This window comes from Clostridium tyrobutyricum (genome assembly GCF_019144085.1).
Taxonomy (GTDB): Bacteria; Bacillota; Clostridia; order Clostridiales; family Clostridiaceae; genus Clostridium_B; species Clostridium_B tyrobutyricum_A.
In genome coordinates, this window is record NZ_JAHHUY010000003.1 from 71,695 (window position 1) to 91,828 (window position 20,134).

A 20,134-nucleotide genomic window follows, 5' to 3' on the forward strand; every position below is an offset into this window, starting at 1 on the left:
AAATGAACTTATCAAAAAAAGCTGAAAAAATTCAAGCATCTATAACTTTAGCAATAACAGCCAAGGCAAAACAAATGAAGTCAGAAGGTATTGATGTAGTGGGATTTGGAGCAGGAGAACCTGATTTCAATACACCACAGTATATTCAAGAAGCTGCTTTAGATGCAATAAAAAATGGTTTTACCAAATATACTCCAGCTGCTGGAATAGCAGATCTTAGACAGGAAATAGCAAATAAATTCAAAAAAGATAATAATTTAAACTATGAAATTGATCAGATTATTGTATCTACAGGTGCTAAACAGTGTATTTCAAATGTATTGTCTGCCATATTAAATCCAGGAGATGAAGTACTTATAGCAGTGCCATATTGGGTTAGTTATCCTGAACTTGTAAAACTTGCTGACGGTACACCTGTTTTTGTATCAACTAAAGAGGAAAATGGATTTAAATATACTATAGAAAATCTTGAAAAGTCAGTTACAAATAAAACTAAGGCAATTATAATAAATAGTCCTAATAATCCTACTGGAAGTGTATACACTAAAAAGGAACTCTCAAATATAGCAGAATTTGCGAAGAGGAAAGATATAATTATAATATCTGATGAAATATATGAAAAATTAATATATAATAATAACCTTCATATAAGTATAGCAAGTATATCAGAAGACGCCTATAATAGAACAATAGTTATAAATGGAATGTCAAAGACTTATGCAATGACAGGTTGGAGATTAGGATATGCAGCAGGAAACAGTAAAATAATAAAATTGATGTCTAACATACAAAGTCACACTACAGGTAATGCTAACTCAATATCTCAATATGCATCTTTGTGTGCACTAAAACATGATAGTTCTGATATTGAATCTATGATAAGGGAATTTGACAATAGAAGAAAATACATGATATCACGTATAGAAAATATAGAAGAAATAACAGCTGTTAAACCACAAGGTGCATTTTATGTAATGGTAAATATATCAAAACTGTTTGGCAAAAAAGTTGATGGAGTTGAAATTAATGATTCCCTTGGCTTTTCCAGTGAACTTCTTAAAAAAGAAAAAGTAGCGGTAATACCAGGTAGTGGTTTTGGAGTGGATAACTATATTAGACTATCATATGCTACATCTATGAAAAATATAAATGAAGGTTTGAATAGAATAGAAAAGTTTATTAATAGTATAAATTAAATTTAACCAAAATATGTTTAAAAGATGTAAAAAAAATGTTATAATTAAAAGAGAGTTTTTAAATAATTTAATTACAGAATAATTGAGGTGAATAAAATGGTATCTAAAGAAGTTACAGTTAAAAGTGCAACAGGATTGCATGCAAGACCTGCAACGTTATTAGTTAAGAAAGCTTCTTCATTTAAATCAGATATGTCTATAGAATTTGATGGAAAGAAAGCTAATATTAAAAGTTTAATAGGAGTACTATCATTAGGTGTTACAAACAACTCAACGGTAAAAATTACTGCATCAGGAGACGACGAATCTTTGGCTGTTGAGGAAATAGCTAAATTAATAGACTCATTAGAAGAATAAAATTAAAAAATAATTACATAAATAAATGGCTCATTAAGAGCCATTTATTTATATGAATTATAATTTTTTGCCTTAATTAAAAATATAACTATATCTATTCCAGATACTCCCATAAGTATGTAAATAATTCTTCCTACCAATTTATCATGCCCACCAGATATAATTTCAATTAGGTTAAAATCTGAAATACCATATAATCCTTGATTTAAAGCACATATAATTATTAAAAAAAGAGAAACAATATCTATAATAGTAAATTTATACATATAAGTTTACCTCCTAAAAATATTACCTGTCAGTAAAATTATATTTAAATATAAAAAATATAGAACTGTATATTTATAATTACAGTATTATGTTAAAAATACGAATATAAAAGTATAAAAATAAGTTTTCATATGTTATAATATGAACGAAAAGCATAGAAAAATCAAATAATTACGGAGGAATTTTAATATGAGAGATACTTATAATACACCATTGAATACAAGATATGCATCAAAAGAGATGAGTTACATATTTTCAGAAGAAATGAAATTTAAAACATGGAGAAAACTATGGGTTGCTCTTGCAGATAGCGAAAGAGAATTGGGACTTAATATAACCAAAGAGCAAGTCGATGAGTTAAAGGCCAATGTTGATAATATAAATTATGAAGATGCACAAAGAAGAGAAAAAGAAGTTAGACATGATGTAATGAGCCATGTATATGCCTATGGACTTCAGTGTCCAAAAGCAAAAGGAATAATTCATTTAGGTGCTACTAGTTGTTATGTAGGAGATAACACCGACTTAATAATTATGAGAGATGGACTTAACTTAATCAAGAAGAAAATATTAAATGTAATAAATGTATTAACTAAATTTGCATTAAATTATAGAGAGTTGCCTACTCTTGGTTTTACTCATTTTCAACCAGCTCAGTTAACTACAGTAGGAAAGAGGGCTAGTCTTTGGATACAGGATCTCTATCTTGATCTGGAAAATCTTCAATTTGTAATAGATACTTTAAGATTTAGAGGAGTTAAAGGAACTACAGGAACTCAGGCTAGTTTTATGGAACTTTTTGATGGAGATACTGAAAAAGTAAAAGCTCTTGATAAAATTGTAACTGAAAAGATGGGATTTAAAAATGAGTTTATGGTTACAGGCCAGACATATACTAGAAAGGTAGACTCTATAATATTAAATACACTATCTGAAATAGCCCAAAGTGCATATAAATTTAGCAACGATATGAGATTACTTCAAAATATGAAGGAAATGGAGGAACCTTTTGAGAAAAATCAGATAGGCTCTTCAGCTATGGCATACAAGAGAAATCCTATGAGATGTGAGAGAATAGGATCACTTGCAAGATATATAATAGTAGATTCATTGAATCCAGCAATAACAGCTGCTACACAATGGTTTGAAAGAACACTGGATGATTCAGCAAATAAGAGAATAGCAATACCTGAAGCATTTTTGGCTTTAGATGGAGTATTAAATTTATACCTTAATGTATCAGAAAATATGGTTGTATATAAAAATGTGATTGAATCTCATGTTAAAAAAGAACTTCCATTTATGGCTACTGAAAATATAATAATGGAAGCTGTTAAAAAGGGTGGAGACAGACAGGAACTTCATGAGAGAATAAGAGTTCACTCAATGGAAGCTGCTAAAAAAGTTAAAATGGAAGGAAAGGAAAATGATCTTATACAGAGAATAATAGGAGATTCTTTCTTTAATATGCAGGAAAATGAAATATTGGATTTGATAGATCCATATAAATTTACTGGAAGAGCAAAACAACAGGTAGAAGACTTTATAAATTGTGATATAAAGCCGCTGCTTGAAAAAAACAAGGACATTCTTGGAGAAAAAGTTGAGATAAATGTATAGCATTGTAAATGATTTAATTTGTGTTGGTTTAGTAGTATAATGTAAACATAAAATTCATTTAATGGAGGAAATTTTATGTTTGATATTACAATTATTGGTGCAGGTATAGTAGGCTGTTCAATTGCAAGAGAACTTTCAAAATATAAATTAAATTTATGTATCCTTGAAAAACAAGATGATGTATCTTGTGGTGCATCTAAAGCTAATAGTGGTATAGTTCATGGGGGATATTCAGATATACCAGGTACATTGAAAGCTGAGCTTTGTGTCAAAGGAAACAGAATGTATGAAAATTTAAATAATGAACTGAATTTTGGATATAGACAAACAGGTTCATTGGTATTAGCTTTTAATGATACTGAGAAAACTCATTTAGAAGAGCTATATACTAATGGAATAAAAAATGGTGTACAAGGTATGGAAATAATTAATGGACAGAAAGTCATGGAGATGGAACCACATATAAGTAAAAATGTTAAATGGGCATTATACTGTAAGAATGCAGGTGTATGCTCACCCTATGAAATGACAATTGCATTAGCAGAAAATGCAGTAGAAAATGGTGTAGATTTAAAATTGGAACATGAAGTTATGTCAATAATTAAAAAGCAGGGATATTTTGAAATAGTCACCAATAAGGGAAAAATAGAGAGTAGATATGTTATAAATGCAGCAGGAGCATATAGTGATAAAATATCTAATATGCTGGGATTAAATTATTTTAGTATTATTCCCAGAAAGGGACAATATGTTATCTTTAATAAGGATCAATCCTATTTGATCAATAGTGTTATATTTCAGGTTCCAACTGAAAAGGGAAAAGGAATATTGGTAACAACTACATATCATGGCAATCTTATGATTGGGCCAAATGCTCAAGAAGTATCTGACAGGAATGATGTATCTACCGATGAGGAAATGCTTGAATATATAGTAAAAACTGCTGAAAAATCAGTTTCAGGTTTTAATATGAAAAAAGCTATAACATCTTTTGCAGGAGTAAGACCAACTAGCAGTACAAAAGATTTTATAATAGAGGAAACTGAAGTTAAAGGCTTTGTTAATGTAGCAGGTATTGATTCTCCAGGAGTTACATCTTCTCCTGCAATAGCTCTAAAAGTAGTGGATATTATATCAGAAATGGGTATGAAGTTAGAAAAAAATAAAGAATTTAACTCTTATAGAAAGCCTATTATAGTAAAAAAAGATGAAAAATTTGTTGGGGATATTAATTCCGAAGATCCTAAAACCCATATAATATGTAGATGTGAAAAGGTTACAGAAGCGGAGATCCTAGATGCCTTAAGAAGACCTATAAAGACTAATTCAATAGATGGCATAAAGAGACGTACAAGAGCAGGAATGGGAATGTGTCAAGGCATGTTCTGCCAGCCAAGAGTAAGAAAAATTATAGCAAGAGAATTAAAAATAGATGAAGATGAAGTTAAGAGAAGAGGTCCGGGATCATCTATACTTCCTAAAAGAGCAAGTAGATCTCACATTATGAATTTAAAAAAATAATATTGAAATTATAATATTAGGTAGTGTAACTGCTTGTGTATGATTCCATATCATATAGTATACTGATATACGCGGAGGTATTAATATGAGCAGATCCTATAATGATATAGATGATTTTATGCAGATTGCACTATATATGTTGCCAAAATATATGAGACGAATAGAGAGATATAGAAGACATTATAATGATCATGGAGAACCTGACAATCATTTGAAAGGTCAAAAACATTCTCATGATTATCATAAAGATCCATTAATGGATAGAAAAAAGTTATTTGATTTTTTAGAGAAAAATTTTTTATCCGAAAAAGATATAGGATCTAAAAACAAAAAAAGAGAAGTAAATCAAGATAAAAAAATTAGTGACAAAGATAATAAGATATCGAACAAAGTTGCAGGTGACAGTTTGGCAAAAGACAAAAAAGAAATGAAAGTTAAAGAAACTTCTGCTAAAAAAGATTATCATAATCATATTAGCTATCTTTTATCTGAATTTTATAGTAAATATATTGATATATCATTTAAATATCCAGCATTAAATACAATGGAAAATGTATTTTTGATATATGCAGATGACAATATTTTGAGAATTAGAGATTCTCAAAATCAAATTTTCGTTTTACCAGTTTGCAATATATCAGGAATATACTTAAAAAATGTTCCTTTTAAAGAAGATGATACTAAACATACAAATGTAGAGAGTATTTCTATGGAAAAGTATTTTAATTCTCATATTGGAAAAAAGATTAGTATTGAAACTATAAATCAGGGAAAATTTAAATTTATAAAAGAATGTGTTGTTAAAAAAGTTTATGATGGATTTGTTTTGTTTGATAATAATATTATTATAAGTTTTAGTAGTATTATTTTAATAAAAGAGAATTAATATAATTATACTGTATAAAAAGGAGTAATTTATTATTTATGTATACAAGTACTACGAAGATAAAGGTAAGATATGCTGAAACAGATAAAATGGGGATAGCCTATCATTCTAACTACTACATTTGGTTTGAAGTAGCTAGAGGAGATTTTATAAAAAAACTTGACATTACCTATAATGAAATGGAACAAAGAGGCATACTCATGCCTCTTGTTGAAACATACTGCAAGTATTTAAGACCATCAGTGTATGATGATGAATTAATAGTTGAAACTTCAATTGGAGAGCTAACTCCAGTTAAAATAATACTTAACTATAAGGTAATACATGAATCTACAGGAAAACTGATTGCTAAAGGCAAAACTACTCAAACCTTTGTAAACAAGGATTTTAAGATAGTAAACCTGCAAAAAAAATATACGGATTTTTGGAGTAAGCTTCAGTTGTTAAAATAGAAGAAGCTGCATAGAAAATATATTAGATATTTTCCATGCAGCCTTTATTTTATTCAATAGCAGCTTTTAATTTATCAATTCCTATAGATAATCTTTTTAAAGATTCTTCTTTACCTATTATAGCTCCAATTTCATAAGCACCACCAGCAGAGAATTTTTTCCCGGATAGGGCAGTTCTTATAGGCCATAAGACTATACCGTTTTTAACAGATAGCTCCTTAACTAGATTCATACATGCATCTTCTATATTTTTTATATTCCAGTTATCCATTGCTTCAAATACTGGAAAGATTTTTTCAAGAGTTAAAAGTGAATTTTCAAAAGTTGTTTTCATCTTCTTATGAACGTAGATATCAGCCGAATACTCAGGAAGATCCTGAAAGAAATCTATTAGATCACAAATTTCAGGTAGTACTTCAATTCTAGTTTGAACAAGTTCACTTATCTTTTTAAAATTCAAGTCCTTTTTTATTATTTTTTTATAATAAGGCATTGCCATTTCAGTAAAATCATCAATATTGATTTTTTTAATATATTCGCCATTCATCCATTTTAATTTTACGTCGTCGAATATAGCTGGAGACTTGTTTATATTTTTGTAATTAAAGGCTTTTACCAACTCGTTTAAACTATATATTTCATTTTCTCCTCCAGGATTCCAGCCTAGTAGAGCTATGTAATTCAGTATTGCTTCTTTTAGATAGCCGTTCTTTATTAAATCTTCGAAAGAAGCATCTCCATTTCTTTTACTCAATTTATGATGAATATCTTTCATTATTGGTGGACAGTGAACATAAATTGGAACTTGCCATCCAAAAGCCTCATACAGTCTATTATACTTTGGGGAAGAAGACAGATATTCACTTCCTCTTACAACATGGGTTATTCCCATAAGATGATCATCTACAACATTGGCAAAATTGTATGTTGGAAATCCATCGGATTTTATAAGTATCATGTCATCTAATTCTGAATTGTCTACAGATATGTTTCCATAAATTTCATCATGAAAAATCGTAGTACCAGTTTCAGGATTGTTTTGTCTTATTATATAGGGTACTCCCGAATTTAAATTTTCTTGTATTTCTTCTTTTGAAAGGTGAAGACAGTGTTTATCATACTTATAAGTTTGTTTTGCTGCTTCTGCATTTTTATGAAGTTCATCAAGTCTTTCTTTTGAACAAAAACAGTAATAAGCTTCTCCTTTTTCAATTAACTGTTTTGCGTATTCCATATATATGTTAGTCCTTTTGCTTTGAATGTAGGGACCAACCGGACCACCTATATCTGGACCCTCATCGTGTTTTAGCCCTGTTATTTTTAAAGTATCATAAATTATATCTAAAGCACCTTCTACCAATCTTTCCTGGTCAGTATCTTCTATCCTAAGTATAAAATCTCCACCATCGTGTTTTGCTATCAAATAAGCATACAAGGCAGTTCGTAGATTTCCAACATGCATATAACCTGTTGGACTTGGTGCAAATCTTGTTCTTACTTTAGTCATTATTAGCTTCACTCCTATTATTTTTAAAGTAAAAACCTCTCATCCAAAAGACGAAAGGTTAAAATTAATCTTAATCTCAATTAAATCATATAATAATGGAGTTTGGGTGTCAAGATGATTTTAAATATCATGTACTTTTGGTATAATATATATGTATAAAATTCAGTAACATGTGGAGGTAAGTATAAAAAGATGCAGAAAAGACACAGATTGATGTGCATATGTTTTTCAGTTATACCTATAGTAATTATAGGTATTGTATACTGTTTTCTAAGTTATACAGGCAATATAAATAATAGTAATTTTATAATATGTCTGGCAATAATAGCAGTTGTATGTATAATTATAGCTTTTGGTATAGGCAAACCTATAAATCAAGATGTAAAAGACATATCTTGCAGTGGAAATAATTTAATTAATATAGACTCCAATATGGATTCAGAAGAATCCAAAACAGCTATTAACAACATATTTAATATGTCAAAGACTATTGAATCATCTTCCAATAAAGTAGCAAGTTCTATACAGAATATATCCAAAGATACAAGTTTACAATGTGATGAAATAGTAAATGTAGTTACTTTAATTGAAGATTTAAAAAATAAAGTTGACTTGATAGAACAAAAATTATTAATGATATCCAAGAATACTAAAGATAGTACATTGAATGCAAAAGAAGGAGAAGATAAAATATATGAACTTATAAAATATATAGTAAATATAAAGGGCTCTTTTGATATAGTCATGAATAAAATAAATAGTTTATCTAATACAGTGTCTGAAATAGGAAAAATAACTGACGTTATATCAGGAATATCTCAACAAACCAATCTTTTAGCACTAAATGCTTCCATAGAAGCTGCCAGAGCAGGAGAGAATGGAAAGGGCTTTACAGTAGTTGCAAATGAGGTAAGAAAATTAGCAGAAAAATCTAAAAATTCATCGGAAAGAGTTTCTAACCTAGTTAGATCTATAATTAATGAAACAAAAGATGTTATTGATAATTCAAATGAAGTTGGATCGCTATTGGAGAATCAAGCTGAAGCAGCAAATGATACTATAATTTCATTTGAGGATATTATAAATTCAATTACTATAGTTCCAAATCTTATAGATGAAACTAAAAAATCATTTAATGAAACTTTAAACGACAATAGTGAAATACTACAGAGAATAGAAAAAATTTCACAAGATTCACAATGCATATCTTCATCTTCATCAGAAATAGCGGATGCTTCACAAAAACTTTCAAATTTATCTTCAGGTATCAGTACCCGGATTAAAAATTTAATTAAAGAATAAAAAAGGGGCTGTCGTACTAATTTTTAGTGTGATAGCCCCTTTTTTTATATATTTTTAATTTCAGAACTTATTTTTTCTATTAGAGCTTCTCTGTTAAAGGAATCCAGGTCTTCTATAGAATTTATTATGGATAATATTTTATTTCTAACTATGCTGAATTTTTGTGGAATTATCCCTGGAATAAAAGTATCTCCTGCATGAGCTATAAAAGTTGAGTAATCTTTTAGATTTAAAAAATTACTAAAACTTTCCAAAGAGTGTTTTTCACCATGTACAAGTATTACTTTCTCTGGTTTAACTTTAAAATTTGACAGCCAGTTATATAATCCATCTCTATCTGCATGTCCGGATAAACCTTCAAGCTTATATATTTTGGCGTTTACAGCTATTTCTTCACCGAATATTTTTATTCTTTTAGCTCCATCTACTATTTTTCTTCCAAGAGTTCCCTCGGCTTGATATCCTACAAATACAATAGAACATTCTTTTCTCCAAAGATTATGCTTTAAATGATGCTTTATTCTGCCAGCTTCACACATCCCACTGGCGGATATAATTACGGCGCCTTGATTTACCTTGTTTAATTTCATAGATTCTTCTGGTGATCTTACGAAAGTTAATCCGTCAAATCTAAGGGGATTGATACCTTTTTCTAGAAGTTTTTTTGCATCACTATCATAGTATTTTTCATATCTTGAAAATATAGAAGTCGATTCAGAAGCAAGGGGACTATCCACATAAACTTTTATTTTATTTAAAACGTTTTCTGAAATATAGTTATTTAATGAATAGATAACTTCCTGAGTACGTCCTACTGCAAAAGAAGGAATTATTACATTTCCACCTATTTTAAAAGTATCAATTATAATTTGTGATAAATTTTTCATTTCACTAGATGAATTCGAATGAAGTCTGTCTCCATAAGTACTTTCCATAATTACATAATCAGCATAATCCACATTTGAAGGATCTCTTAAAATAGGTAAATGATTATTTCCCAGATCACCTGTATATACGATCTTAGTATCTTTAGTATCTTCAGTTATGATCATTTCCACTATGGCTGAACCAAGCAGATGTCCTGCATCTTTAAATTTTAATTTAAAGCCATCAAATAGTTCTATCCATTGCTCATAAGGATAGGATTTAAAAAGATACATGGAAACTTGGGCAAGTTTTACAGTATATAGAGGTTCTAATGGAGTGGAGATACCTTGTCTTATTCTTTTTCTGTTTTTCCATTCTGTATCAGATTCCATTATATGAGCACTATCTGTTAACATTATATTACATAAGTCTTTTGTTCCATCCGTACATATTACAGATCCTTTAAAACCTTGTTTATAAAGAAGGGGGATTCTGCCACTGTGATCTATATGTGCGTGACTTAAAATTACATAATCAATTATTTTGGGATCAAAATTAAAGGTAGCATTTCCACGCTCATTTTCATCCTTACCTTGATATAAACCACAATCAAGCAGTATATTTTTATCCTTAATTTTTAATAGATGAGATGAACCTGTAACACATCCAGCTGCACCATAAAATTCCATTTTCACAATATCGCCTCCTGCATAAAATCAATATTAGGTTTATATAAATATTATAGCATATACTGTGATTTGAAAATATCTTATCTATATCTATAAAATTTACGAAGTCTTTGTCTTTTATGAATTATGATTCTTCTGATCACAAGTGCAATGATCGCAAGTATAATTATAGTAGATATATATATTGGAAGACTTTTTTTCATAATGTATTTTCTCGATAACCCAGAGTAAAGAGAATACTTTTTTAAACTGTCACGTTCTTTTATCTGTAAAGTACCTATAGGTTTCTTGCCTTCTAAATTGGATGAATCTATAGAGCTTAGATTTATGGATTCTTTTAATTCATTTTTATTTACACTATTTTCATAATAAGTAACATTATCAGATACTTTTAAAGGTACGGATATTTTAATACTTGGTCCAAAACCTAAAGGCTTATATTTTATACTCTTTTGCTCAACAATTGAATTTTTTGTGTGTAATATAGTTGGTTTTGCAGCATAACTCCAATTTATTATTTTTTCCATATCGTTAAATACATAAGTGTCTTTTGGATCATAGATTGATTTCATGACAACACCAAGTATTTTTCTACCTGATCTTTCATAAACTGTTACAAGGCATCTTCCAGCGGGAACAGTATATCCAGTTTTTCCAGCTATGCAGCCATCCTTTCCCAGCAGCTTGTTTCTATTTTTAAATGTAAAGCTTACTCCTTTTGAAGTCTTTATAGTAGTTGATGATTTTCCCATAGTTTCTTTTATCCAGGGATTTTTAAATGCGGTTTTTGCTATGATACTCATATCATAGGCACTTGAATAGTGATTTTTATTGTGAAGTCCATTTGGAGTTACAAAATGTGTGTTTTTTAAGTGTAATTCTTTAACTTTTTTATTCATAAGATCTGCAAAAGACGGAACATCTTTGGATACATTTTCAGCTATCATATATGCTATATCATTTGCAGAATACATTAATAAACCATCCATTGCAGAAGAAGCAGTCATTGTGTCTCCAATATCTATGGAGTGTATATCATCATTTAATGAAGCAGCTGGTTGTGATTTTGCACCTTTAGTATATTTCAAAGGGATATTTTTTTGTTTGCTTTCAGATAAAATTAAAGCTGTTAAAAGCTTGGTTGTACTAGCAGGGTACATTCTATTATCTATATTTTTAGAATATATAATCTCTCCGGTCTGCATGTCCACAGTAATAGCTGATTCACCATATATTTTTACTTGAGCTGAATTTTCAGGCTCTTTGGCATATACATTGATGTTAAGAATCATAACAATTATAAATGCAATAAATATGTAAAATTTATTTTTAATCAACGAAGCTCACTCCATTTACTTAGATTTATGTATATAATTATGTTAAATAATATTATACTATGAATATAACAGTAAAAGTATATCATTAAGAAATATATTTTACAATTGAAGAAGAGGACTTGTCTTAAGTCATATGTCAAATTAATATATTATTAATAAATATAATATAAAATGGAAGGAAATGTGTATATTATGGATAAAATATATAGTATATTTAAGAGTAGAAAACCAGGCATAATAGGAAATTTTAAAAAGGCATCAGTTATGCTGCTTTTAACTGGTGAACAGAATAATCCTAATATAGTATTTGAAGTAAGATCTTTTAAATTGTCTCATCAACCGGGAGACATATGTCTTCCTGGAGGAAAAATAGAAAAAAATGAAATCCCAAGACAGACAGCTATAAGAGAAACAATGGAAGAGTTAAGTCTAAATAGAAAGGACATACATTTTATTGGCGATATGGACTATGTAGTTACACCATTTAATTTTATAATATTTCCATTTGTATCTAAATTAGATGAAAATGCAGAAATAGTGCCAAGCCAAGCTGAAGTTGATCATATTTTTAAAGTACCTCTGAAATTTTTTATAAATAATGAACCAGAGATGCATGAATTACCTATAATTCAAAAGAGTGATGAAAGTTTTCCATATCATCTTATAAATGGCGGGAAAAATTACAAGTTTAGAGAGGGAAAAGTTCAGGATTATTTTTATGAATACAAAGAGTATGTTATATGGGGATTTACAGCTCTTGTGGTAAAAAGATTTGTAGATATAATAAAATATCATAAAACCGAAACTCCATAAAATAATATGGAGTTCCAGTTTTATGATATTATTCTTCATAGATTTTAGAATGTTTATGAAGAAGTTCATGTTTTAAATCCCATAACTGCTTTGAAAGATCTACATAATAAGGATGCGGATTTTCAAATCTTAAAACTTCAGGCCACATTTTTTCAGTTTCCTCTTTTACAGAATTTCTTATATCCATTACATCTGGACTTTTATACATTAAATTTCCCTTATCAAATATTTTTACCATAAGATCTTTTATATAATAGTCTTTAAATTTTTTCTTTTTCCATGTAAATACAGGATCAAATATTTCTATAGGTTTTGAAGTATCTATTTTTTCATCTCTTAAGGTTATTAAATCTGCTATAGCTTTATTTTCAGTTTTATCATATATTCTATAAATCTTTTTAAACCCTGGATTAGTTATTTTTTCTTCATTTTCGCTTATTTTTATTTTTGGAATTATATTTCCATGTTCATCTTCTATGGCGGATAACTTGTATACTCCTCCAAATACTGGTTCTGATTTTGCAGTTATAAGTCTTTCTCCAACTCCAAAAGAATCAATGCAAGCTCCTTGATTAAGTACATCTCTTATAATAAATTCATCCAGAGAATTTGAAATGACTATTTTAACATAGTCAAAACCAGCATCATCTAGTATTTTTCTGCATTTTTTAGTTAAATAAGTTATATCTCCACTGTCTATTCTTATACCTAGAGGTTTTTTATCTATGGGCAGAAGAACTTCATTGAATACCTTTATGGCATTTGGAAGTCCGGATTTTAACACATTATAAGTATCTATTAGAAGCACACAATTATCTGGTGAAATTTTAGCCCATGTTTTAAAGGATTCATATTCAGATGAAAAAAGTTGTATCCAACTGTGTGCCATAGTACCTACAGCAGGTATTCCAAACATCTGCTCCGATATAGTGCAGGCAGTAGAGTCACATCCACCTATGACAGCAGCTCTTGCACCATATACTGCACCATCATATCCTTGAGCACGTCTTGAACCAAATTCCATAACAGGTCTTCCTTTAGCTGCTTTGCATATTCTATTTGCTTTTGTAGCTATAAGGGTTTGATGATTTATTGTGAGAAGTATCATTGTTTCTATAAATTGAGCTTGAATTGCAGGTCCTCTTACTGTTACGAGAGGTTCATTTGGGAAAACAGGATATCCTTCAGGTACTGCCCATACATCGCAGGTGAATTTAAAATTTTCTAAGTAGTCTAAAAACTTTTCTGAAAAGCCACCCTTTTCCCTTAAATAGTTAATATCATCTTTAGTGAACTTTAAGTTAGATAAATATTCTATTATTTGTTGAACTCCAGCCATAATACAGTAGCCACCATCATCAGGTATCTTTCTAAAGAACATATCAAAATAGGCAATTCTATTTCCCATATTGCTTTCCAAATAGCCATTTCCCATAGTCAGTTCATAAAAATCTACTAACATAGTAAGATTTCTACTGTTTCTTACGTCAGAATTTTTTACGTAGTTCATAATAATCTCCTCTAAATTATGTTTTAATTATTCCTCATATGTCAATAATTTTGTATATACACATTGTAATACTTTAGTGTAGTTAATACAATAGCACAACAGCCTAATGGATTACATATATTATAGGAGGGCATTTATATTTATGTTTAAAGATAATCAACTTGATGAAAAACAGAGAGAAGCTGTTTATACTGCACATACTAATGTAGAAGTATGTGCACCACCAGGTTCGGGAAAAACCACTGTTATTATAAATAGAGTATGTCATTTAATAGAAGATATGAAAGTGAATCCATTTAATATAGTAGTAATAACATTTACCAAATCAGCTGCACATAATATGAAAAACAGATATTTAGCTATTTCAAAATATAAAGACAAGATACCTTTCTTTGGAACATTCCATTCTCTATTTTATAAAATATTATTAGAATACAAACACAGTATAAATATAATAGAAGAAGATTGCAGTTTTAGAATTATAAAGAATGTATTAAAAATGTATTTGGATTGTGTCCCAAAGCAGAAAATTAGAGAGATACTAAATGATATATCCATGTTAAAAAATAAAAATTCAAGTATTGATACTTTTAAAAGCAAAACTGATAAAAATGTTTTTATTCATTGCTTCAACAGCTATGAAAAATATAAGCTCAAAAATAATTTACTGGATTTTGATGATATACAGTTACAAGCCAAAAGATTATTTATAAATAATGAAAATATTTTAAATAGGTATAGAAAAACATTTAAGTATGTGCTGGTTGATGAATTTCAAGATTGTGACGAACTTCAGTTGAAATTGCTGCAACTTATTTGTTCAGACAATTCAATATTTGCAGTAGGTGATGAAGATCAGTGCATATACGGATTTAGAGGATCTAATCCAGGTTACATGGTGGATTTTGATAGATATTTTAATGGAGGAAAGAAGCTTTTTTTAAATGTGAATTATAGAAGTGTGAAAAATGTTGTGGAACTTTCTAAAAATCTTATAATGAACAATAAGAATAGAAATTTAAAAAGTATAAATGCCAACAAGAAATTTTCAGGGAAAATAGAATTCTTTAACTTTAAAGGAGAATGTGATGAGGCAAATTATATTTCAACAAAAATAATAGAAATTGTAGATTCCAATAAATACGATTATAGAAATATTGCAATTTTATATAGAACCAGCATAGAATCAAGAAATATAATAGATGATTTTTTAAAGAAGGATATCAAATTTAAGTTTTTAAATGGAAGTTATAATTTCTTTGAACATTTTATATGCATGGATATAATAGATTATTTAAATATTTCTATAAAGGAATACGATACAGATAGTTTTTCAAATATAATAAACAAACCCTATAGATATATTAGTAAAATCAATATAGCAAAAGTTAAAAAGTATCCATATAGAGAAAATTGTTTTGATGTTTTAAGCAACATAAGAAATACTTCTGTTTTTCAGATAAAAAAGATATTAAAATTGAAAAAAATTGTATCAAGATTTAAGAAAATGTCTTTAAATAAAGTTATAGACACTATAGTATACAAAATTGGATATATAAATTATCTTGAAAAATTATGCCAAAAGAACAATATTGATATTGCTGAATATGAAAATATATTATGGGAGTTTAAAAAATGTTCTGAAAAATTCAATGACATAAGTGAATTTTTAGAACATGTGAAAAAGTTTTCAAATAGTATAAATGAGAGTGTTGATTTTGACAATGCTGTAATTTTAAGTAGTATTCATGGAGTAAAGGGTATGGAGTTTGATAATGTATTTATAATAAACTGCAATGAGGAAATAATTCCACATGTAAATAGTATTCCAAAATCACTGGAAGAGGAAAGACGACTTTTCTATGTCGCAATTACAAGGGCTATAGATAATCTCTATATATTTTCAGCTGAAAGTATATGTGGAAAACCAAAAAATCAATCCAGATTTTTAGATGAAATGTTTATTAATGAATAATAGATTTTAGCAAAAGCATAATCTAGTATACGTTAAAAATATTATGTCAATTAAAATAAATGTAAACAAATTATAAAATATAAGTTATACTATTAAATGATTTTAATATGGTTATTTAAAATATTAAACATATATGTTATACTATAGACATAATGTATACGTTTTATAAAAACAATATTGATTTAGGAGGATATATTGAATGATAGCATTTAAAAAAATGTGGGATGATGTATGTGATTCCCTGTCAAACAATCAGATAGAAAATATAAAAGTAATAGAAAATTTCAAGAGTGGATTTGTAATAAAAGACAATATAAATACTTATTTTATAACAAAGCAGGATTTTGTAGATATATGGTGCAATATAGTTTGCCTTAATGAAATAGGAATAAAAGAAAATCTAGACAAGAAATATTTATATGAGTATGAAATATTGAAGACACTTCCTTATATAAAAGAAAACGATGGAGTTTTAAAGCTGGCATAAAACAGCATCATTGAATGTTTAATATTAATGTTATATAATTTTATTAGGCTCATATTCTAAGAATATGAGCTTTTAAATTACGAAAAAAGGGGTAAATAGTATGATTGCCGACCTTAATTCACAGGATATAATATTTGCATTAGATATAGGAACACGTACAGTAATAGGAATAGCTGGAATTGTGAAAAATAAAAAATTTAATGTGATATCGGAGTATTGTATTGAACATAAAGATAGAGCAATGGTAGATGGTCAAATACATGACATACAACTTGTATCAAATACTGTAAATGAAGTTAAACAAAAAATAGAAGAAGATTTGAATATGAAAATGGAAAAAGTGGTTATAGCAGCAGCAGGTAGATTTTTAAGAACTGTACTATCAAAAGAGGATATGGAAATTGATTATGACAGTGAAATAGATAAAGATACTATAAGAAGTCTGGAATTAACGGCAGTGAAGTCAGCAGAAGATATAGTTAATAAGGATACTGATGGAAGATTGTATTGTGTAGGGTATAGCGTACAAAATTATTATCTAAATGGATATTTGATAGGAAATTTACTATCACAAAAAGGAGAAAATATCTCTGTAGAAGTTATTGCCACATTTCTTCCAAGATCTGTAGTTGACAGCCTGTATTCCGTTATGGAAAAGGTTGATCTTCAAGTAATAAGCTTGACTCTGGAGCCTATAGCAGCTATGGAGGCTGCTGTCCCACAAAAATTAAGACTTCTTAATTTAGCTCTTGTGGATGTGGGGGCAGGAACTTCTGATATAGCCATAAGTAGCAATAATACCATAAGTGCATATGGAATGATTTCTAAAGCTGGAGATGAAGTTACAGAAATAATAGCTAAGAATTATCTAGTGGATTTTAATACTGCGGAAATAATAAAAAAACAATGTAGCTTAGAGAAAAAGATAAAATATGAAGATGTTATTGGAATTGAAAATGAAATATCTGGCGAAGAAGTCATACAACTTATATCTCCTGTAGTAAAAAAAATATCAGATGAAATATCTTCAAAGATAATAAGTCTGAATGGAGACAAGCCACCAAATGCTGTATTTTTAGTAGGAGGTGGAGCACATACCCCTAAACTTCAAGAATTTTTATCTAAAAATCTAAATTTATCAATGCAGAGAATAGCAATAAAAGGTAGAAATTCAGTAAGTGATTGTGTATGTATGGATAATTCTCTTGAAAGCACAGGGGTAACGGTACTTGGTATTGCACTTGTTTCTATAAGAAAACTTGGACATGATTTTATCGACGTTATTTTAAATGATACTATAATAAGTTTGTTTAATTCTCATAGGCATACTGTTATGGATGTTATGATGCAGGCAGGTGTAAATCCAAAAGTTTTAATAGCGAAAAATGGAAAGAACATAAGGTTTATTTTAAATGATATAAAGAGAGTGGCGTTTGGTACAATGGGTTCCAATGCTTCAATATTTATAAATGGAGTTAAAAAGAGTATTGACGAAGAAGTTAGGGAAGGAGATAATATAGAACTTAAGTATTCTATAAATGGAAAAAATGCAGAACCTAGAGTTAAAGACTATATTGACAATATATATTCTGTAAGTTTTTTTATAAATAATATAATATATAGTCTAGAACCTGTACTATATATAAATAATAAAAAATCCCAACTCAATACATTTATTAGAGAAAATGCTAGAGTTGATATAATATATCCTAGAACTTTAGAAGATTATAAAAAATATTTTGTGGATTTAGAAGATGATTTTATCTATTATCTAAACGGTAATAAATTAGAAGATGAATATGTAATTGAAGAAGGAGATAGAATATACAGAGTTCCTAAAGAAAAATCAGAAATTGTTGTTGACAGTGTAAAAAATGATGAAGAAGATTATAATGAAATTACATTGACTGCAAATGGACAAAATATAAAACTAAAAGGAAAGAAAAAATATATATTTGTTGATATATTTAACCATATAGAATTTGACCTATCTAGCTCAAAAGGTGAATTATATCTTCATTTAAATGGAAAAAACGCAGGATACTATGATGAACTTTCTCAAGGAGATGTAATAGAAATAGGATGGAAATAAAAATCAATTAGGAGGAGTAGTTAAATGAATTTAGACTTTTTAAAAATCGCCAAAAATATGCAAGATGAATTAGTTAAGGTTAGAAGGGATATTCATATGCATCCTGAACTTGATTATGAGCTTTACAGAACTCAAGGAAAAATAAAAGACGTTTTAGATAAAGAGAATATAGAATATGTTGAATCTGCCGGTTCAGGAATATGTGCAATAATAAGGGGAAATGGAAGTAAAACTATAGGCTTGAGAGCTGACATGGATGCATTACCTCTTCAAGATATGAAAAAATGCGATTATGCATCTAAGGAGAAAGGAAAAATGCATGCATGTGGACATGATGCACATACTACAATACTTCTCGGAGTTGCAAAGATATTAAACAGCATAAAAGATCAATTGAATGGAAATGTAAAATTATTTTTTGAACCTGCGGAAGAAACAAGTGGTGGAGCCAAGATAATGATAAAAGAAGGAATACTTGAAGATCCTCATGTAGACAGGGTGATAGGACTCCATGTGGAAGAAGGAATAGATGTAGGCAAAATAGGAGTTAGATATGGAGTTGTGAATGCAGCATCTAATCCATTTAATATAAAAATAAAGGGAATAGGAGCTCATGGAGCCAGACCTAATATGGGTATCGATCCCATTGTAATGGGAAGTTATGTTGTAGTTGCACTGCAAGAAATAATAAGTAGGGAAATTCCACCAACAGATGGTGCTTTAATTACTGTAGGCTCAATACATGGTGGAACAGCTCAGAATATAATACCAACTGAATTAACTATATCAGGAATAATAAGAACTATGAAAACTGAACACAGGGAATATGTTAAAAAAAGACTTAGAGAAGTAACTGAGGGAATAGTAAAGTCTATGCGGGGAAGCTGTGAAATAGAAATAGAAGAGAGTTATCCTTGTTTATATAATGATGATACTGTAATTAAGAATATAGTTTCTTCAGCTTCCAAGATAATAGGTGATGAAAATATAGTAGACTTAAAGAATCCAAGTATGGGAGTGGAGAGTTTTGCATATTTTTCTATGAACAGACCATCGGCATTTTATTATTTGGGAAGTAGAAATGAGAGTAGGGGTATAACTAATCCAGCTCATGGCAACTTGTTTGATATAGATGAAGGATGCCTGCCAATTGGTGTGGCTATACAATGTCAGGCAGTATATGACTTTTTAAAATAATTAATATAAAAAATATACTTAAAGTACCATATTTAAGTATATTTTTTATATTTTATAGA

17 protein-coding genes are annotated in these 20,134 nt (G+C 28.9%); 12 read left to right on the top strand and 5 right to left on the bottom strand.

From position 1 onward, the window contains the following. Positions 1-2: 2 nt before the first annotated feature. Positions 3-1,196, top strand: a complete 1,194-nt coding sequence (locus tag KM800_RS01975; RefSeq protein ID WP_217811569.1) for a pyridoxal phosphate-dependent aminotransferase — start codon at positions 3-5, stop codon at positions 1,194-1,196. A 96-nt stretch (positions 1,197-1,292) separates the two neighbouring features. Further along, positions 1,293-1,553 (top strand): HPr family phosphocarrier protein, encoded by a 261-nt coding sequence (locus KM800_RS01980; RefSeq protein ID WP_039655600.1) that lies wholly within the window; start codon positions 1,293-1,295, stop codon positions 1,551-1,553. 44 nt (positions 1,554-1,597) lie between these two features. Here KM800_RS01980 and KM800_RS01985 read toward each other — a convergent pair whose 3' ends face one another. Further along, complete coding sequence (locus tag KM800_RS01985) at positions 1,598-1,819, bottom strand: DUF378 domain-containing protein (protein WP_217811570.1); 222 nt, start codon at positions 1,817-1,819, stop codon at positions 1,598-1,600. Positions 1,820-2,009: 190 nt separating this feature from the next. Here KM800_RS01985 and purB point away from each other — a divergent pair, with 190 nt between their 5' ends. The 4 genes from purB to KM800_RS02005 all read left to right on the top strand — a co-directional run bounded on the left by purB (position 2,010) and on the right by KM800_RS02005 (position 6,299). Next, positions 2,010-3,440 (top strand): adenylosuccinate lyase, encoded by a 1,431-nt coding sequence (gene purB, locus KM800_RS01990; RefSeq protein WP_217811571.1) that lies wholly within the window; start codon positions 2,010-2,012, stop codon positions 3,438-3,440. Positions 3,441-3,515: 75 nt separating this feature from the next. Continuing rightward, a complete protein-coding gene (locus KM800_RS01995; RefSeq protein WP_217811572.1) occupies positions 3,516-4,961 on the top strand; it encodes an NAD(P)/FAD-dependent oxidoreductase in 1,446 nt (481 codons plus the stop codon). Between the two features lie 85 nt (positions 4,962-5,046). Continuing rightward, the gene (locus tag KM800_RS02000; protein WP_217811573.1) at positions 5,047-5,847 is read left to right on the top strand and encodes a hypothetical protein; all 801 of its coding nucleotides are present in this window, start codon (positions 5,047-5,049) and stop codon (positions 5,845-5,847) included. A gap of 38 nt (positions 5,848-5,885) precedes the next feature. Then, complete coding sequence (locus KM800_RS02005; RefSeq protein ID WP_217811574.1) at positions 5,886-6,299, top strand: acyl-CoA thioesterase; 414 nt, start codon at positions 5,886-5,888, stop codon at positions 6,297-6,299. Positions 6,300-6,348: 49 nt separating this feature from the next. Here KM800_RS02005 and gltX read toward each other — a convergent pair whose 3' ends face one another. After that, complete coding sequence (gltX, locus tag KM800_RS02010) at positions 6,349-7,806, bottom strand: glutamate--tRNA ligase (protein ID WP_217811575.1); 1,458 nt, start codon at positions 7,804-7,806, stop codon at positions 6,349-6,351. A gap of 192 nt (positions 7,807-7,998) precedes the next feature. Here gltX and KM800_RS02015 point away from each other — a divergent pair, with 192 nt between their 5' ends. Then, a complete protein-coding gene (locus KM800_RS02015) occupies positions 7,999-9,108 on the top strand; it encodes a methyl-accepting chemotaxis protein (protein ID WP_217811576.1) in 1,110 nt (369 codons plus the stop codon). Positions 9,109-9,152: 44 nt separating this feature from the next. Here KM800_RS02015 and KM800_RS02020 read toward each other — a convergent pair whose 3' ends face one another. Together KM800_RS02020 and KM800_RS02025 are read right to left on the bottom strand one after the other, a co-directional pair. Further along, complete coding sequence (locus KM800_RS02020; RefSeq protein ID WP_217811577.1) at positions 9,153-10,670, bottom strand: MBL fold metallo-hydrolase RNA specificity domain-containing protein; 1,518 nt, start codon at positions 10,668-10,670, stop codon at positions 9,153-9,155. Positions 10,671-10,744: 74 nt separating this feature from the next. Next, the gene (locus KM800_RS02025) at positions 10,745-12,001 is read right to left on the bottom strand and encodes a D-alanyl-D-alanine carboxypeptidase family protein (protein WP_217811578.1); all 1,257 of its coding nucleotides are present in this window, start codon (positions 11,999-12,001) and stop codon (positions 10,745-10,747) included. A 192-nt stretch (positions 12,002-12,193) separates the two neighbouring features. Here KM800_RS02025 and KM800_RS02030 point away from each other — a divergent pair, with 192 nt between their 5' ends. Next, positions 12,194-12,814 (top strand): NUDIX hydrolase, encoded by a 621-nt coding sequence (locus tag KM800_RS02030; protein WP_217811579.1) that lies wholly within the window; start codon positions 12,194-12,196, stop codon positions 12,812-12,814. A 28-nt stretch (positions 12,815-12,842) separates the two neighbouring features. Here KM800_RS02030 and KM800_RS02035 read toward each other — a convergent pair whose 3' ends face one another. Continuing rightward, a complete protein-coding gene (locus KM800_RS02035; RefSeq protein ID WP_217811580.1) occupies positions 12,843-14,324 on the bottom strand; it encodes a nicotinate phosphoribosyltransferase in 1,482 nt (493 codons plus the stop codon). Positions 14,325-14,466: 142 nt separating this feature from the next. Between KM800_RS02035 and KM800_RS02040 the strand changes: the two genes are divergently transcribed. The 4 genes from KM800_RS02040 (at position 14,467) to KM800_RS02055 (ending at position 20,075) form a co-directional block, all read left to right on the top strand. Continuing rightward, the gene (locus tag KM800_RS02040; protein ID WP_217811581.1) at positions 14,467-16,299 is read left to right on the top strand and encodes an ATP-dependent helicase; all 1,833 of its coding nucleotides are present in this window, start codon (positions 14,467-14,469) and stop codon (positions 16,297-16,299) included. Between the two features lie 199 nt (positions 16,300-16,498). Beyond that, positions 16,499-16,786 carry a hypothetical protein gene (locus KM800_RS02045; protein WP_017750570.1) on the top strand — a complete coding sequence of 96 codons (288 nt, stop codon included), beginning with the start codon at positions 16,499-16,501 and terminating at the stop codon, positions 16,784-16,786. 100 nt (positions 16,787-16,886) lie between these two features. Beyond that, positions 16,887-18,878 (top strand): cell division protein FtsA, encoded by a 1,992-nt coding sequence (locus KM800_RS02050; protein WP_217811582.1) that lies wholly within the window; start codon positions 16,887-16,889, stop codon positions 18,876-18,878. Positions 18,879-18,902: 24 nt separating this feature from the next. Continuing rightward, the gene (locus KM800_RS02055) at positions 18,903-20,075 is read left to right on the top strand and encodes a M20 metallopeptidase family protein (protein WP_217811583.1); all 1,173 of its coding nucleotides are present in this window, start codon (positions 18,903-18,905) and stop codon (positions 20,073-20,075) included. Positions 20,076-20,134 lie beyond the last annotated feature (59 nt).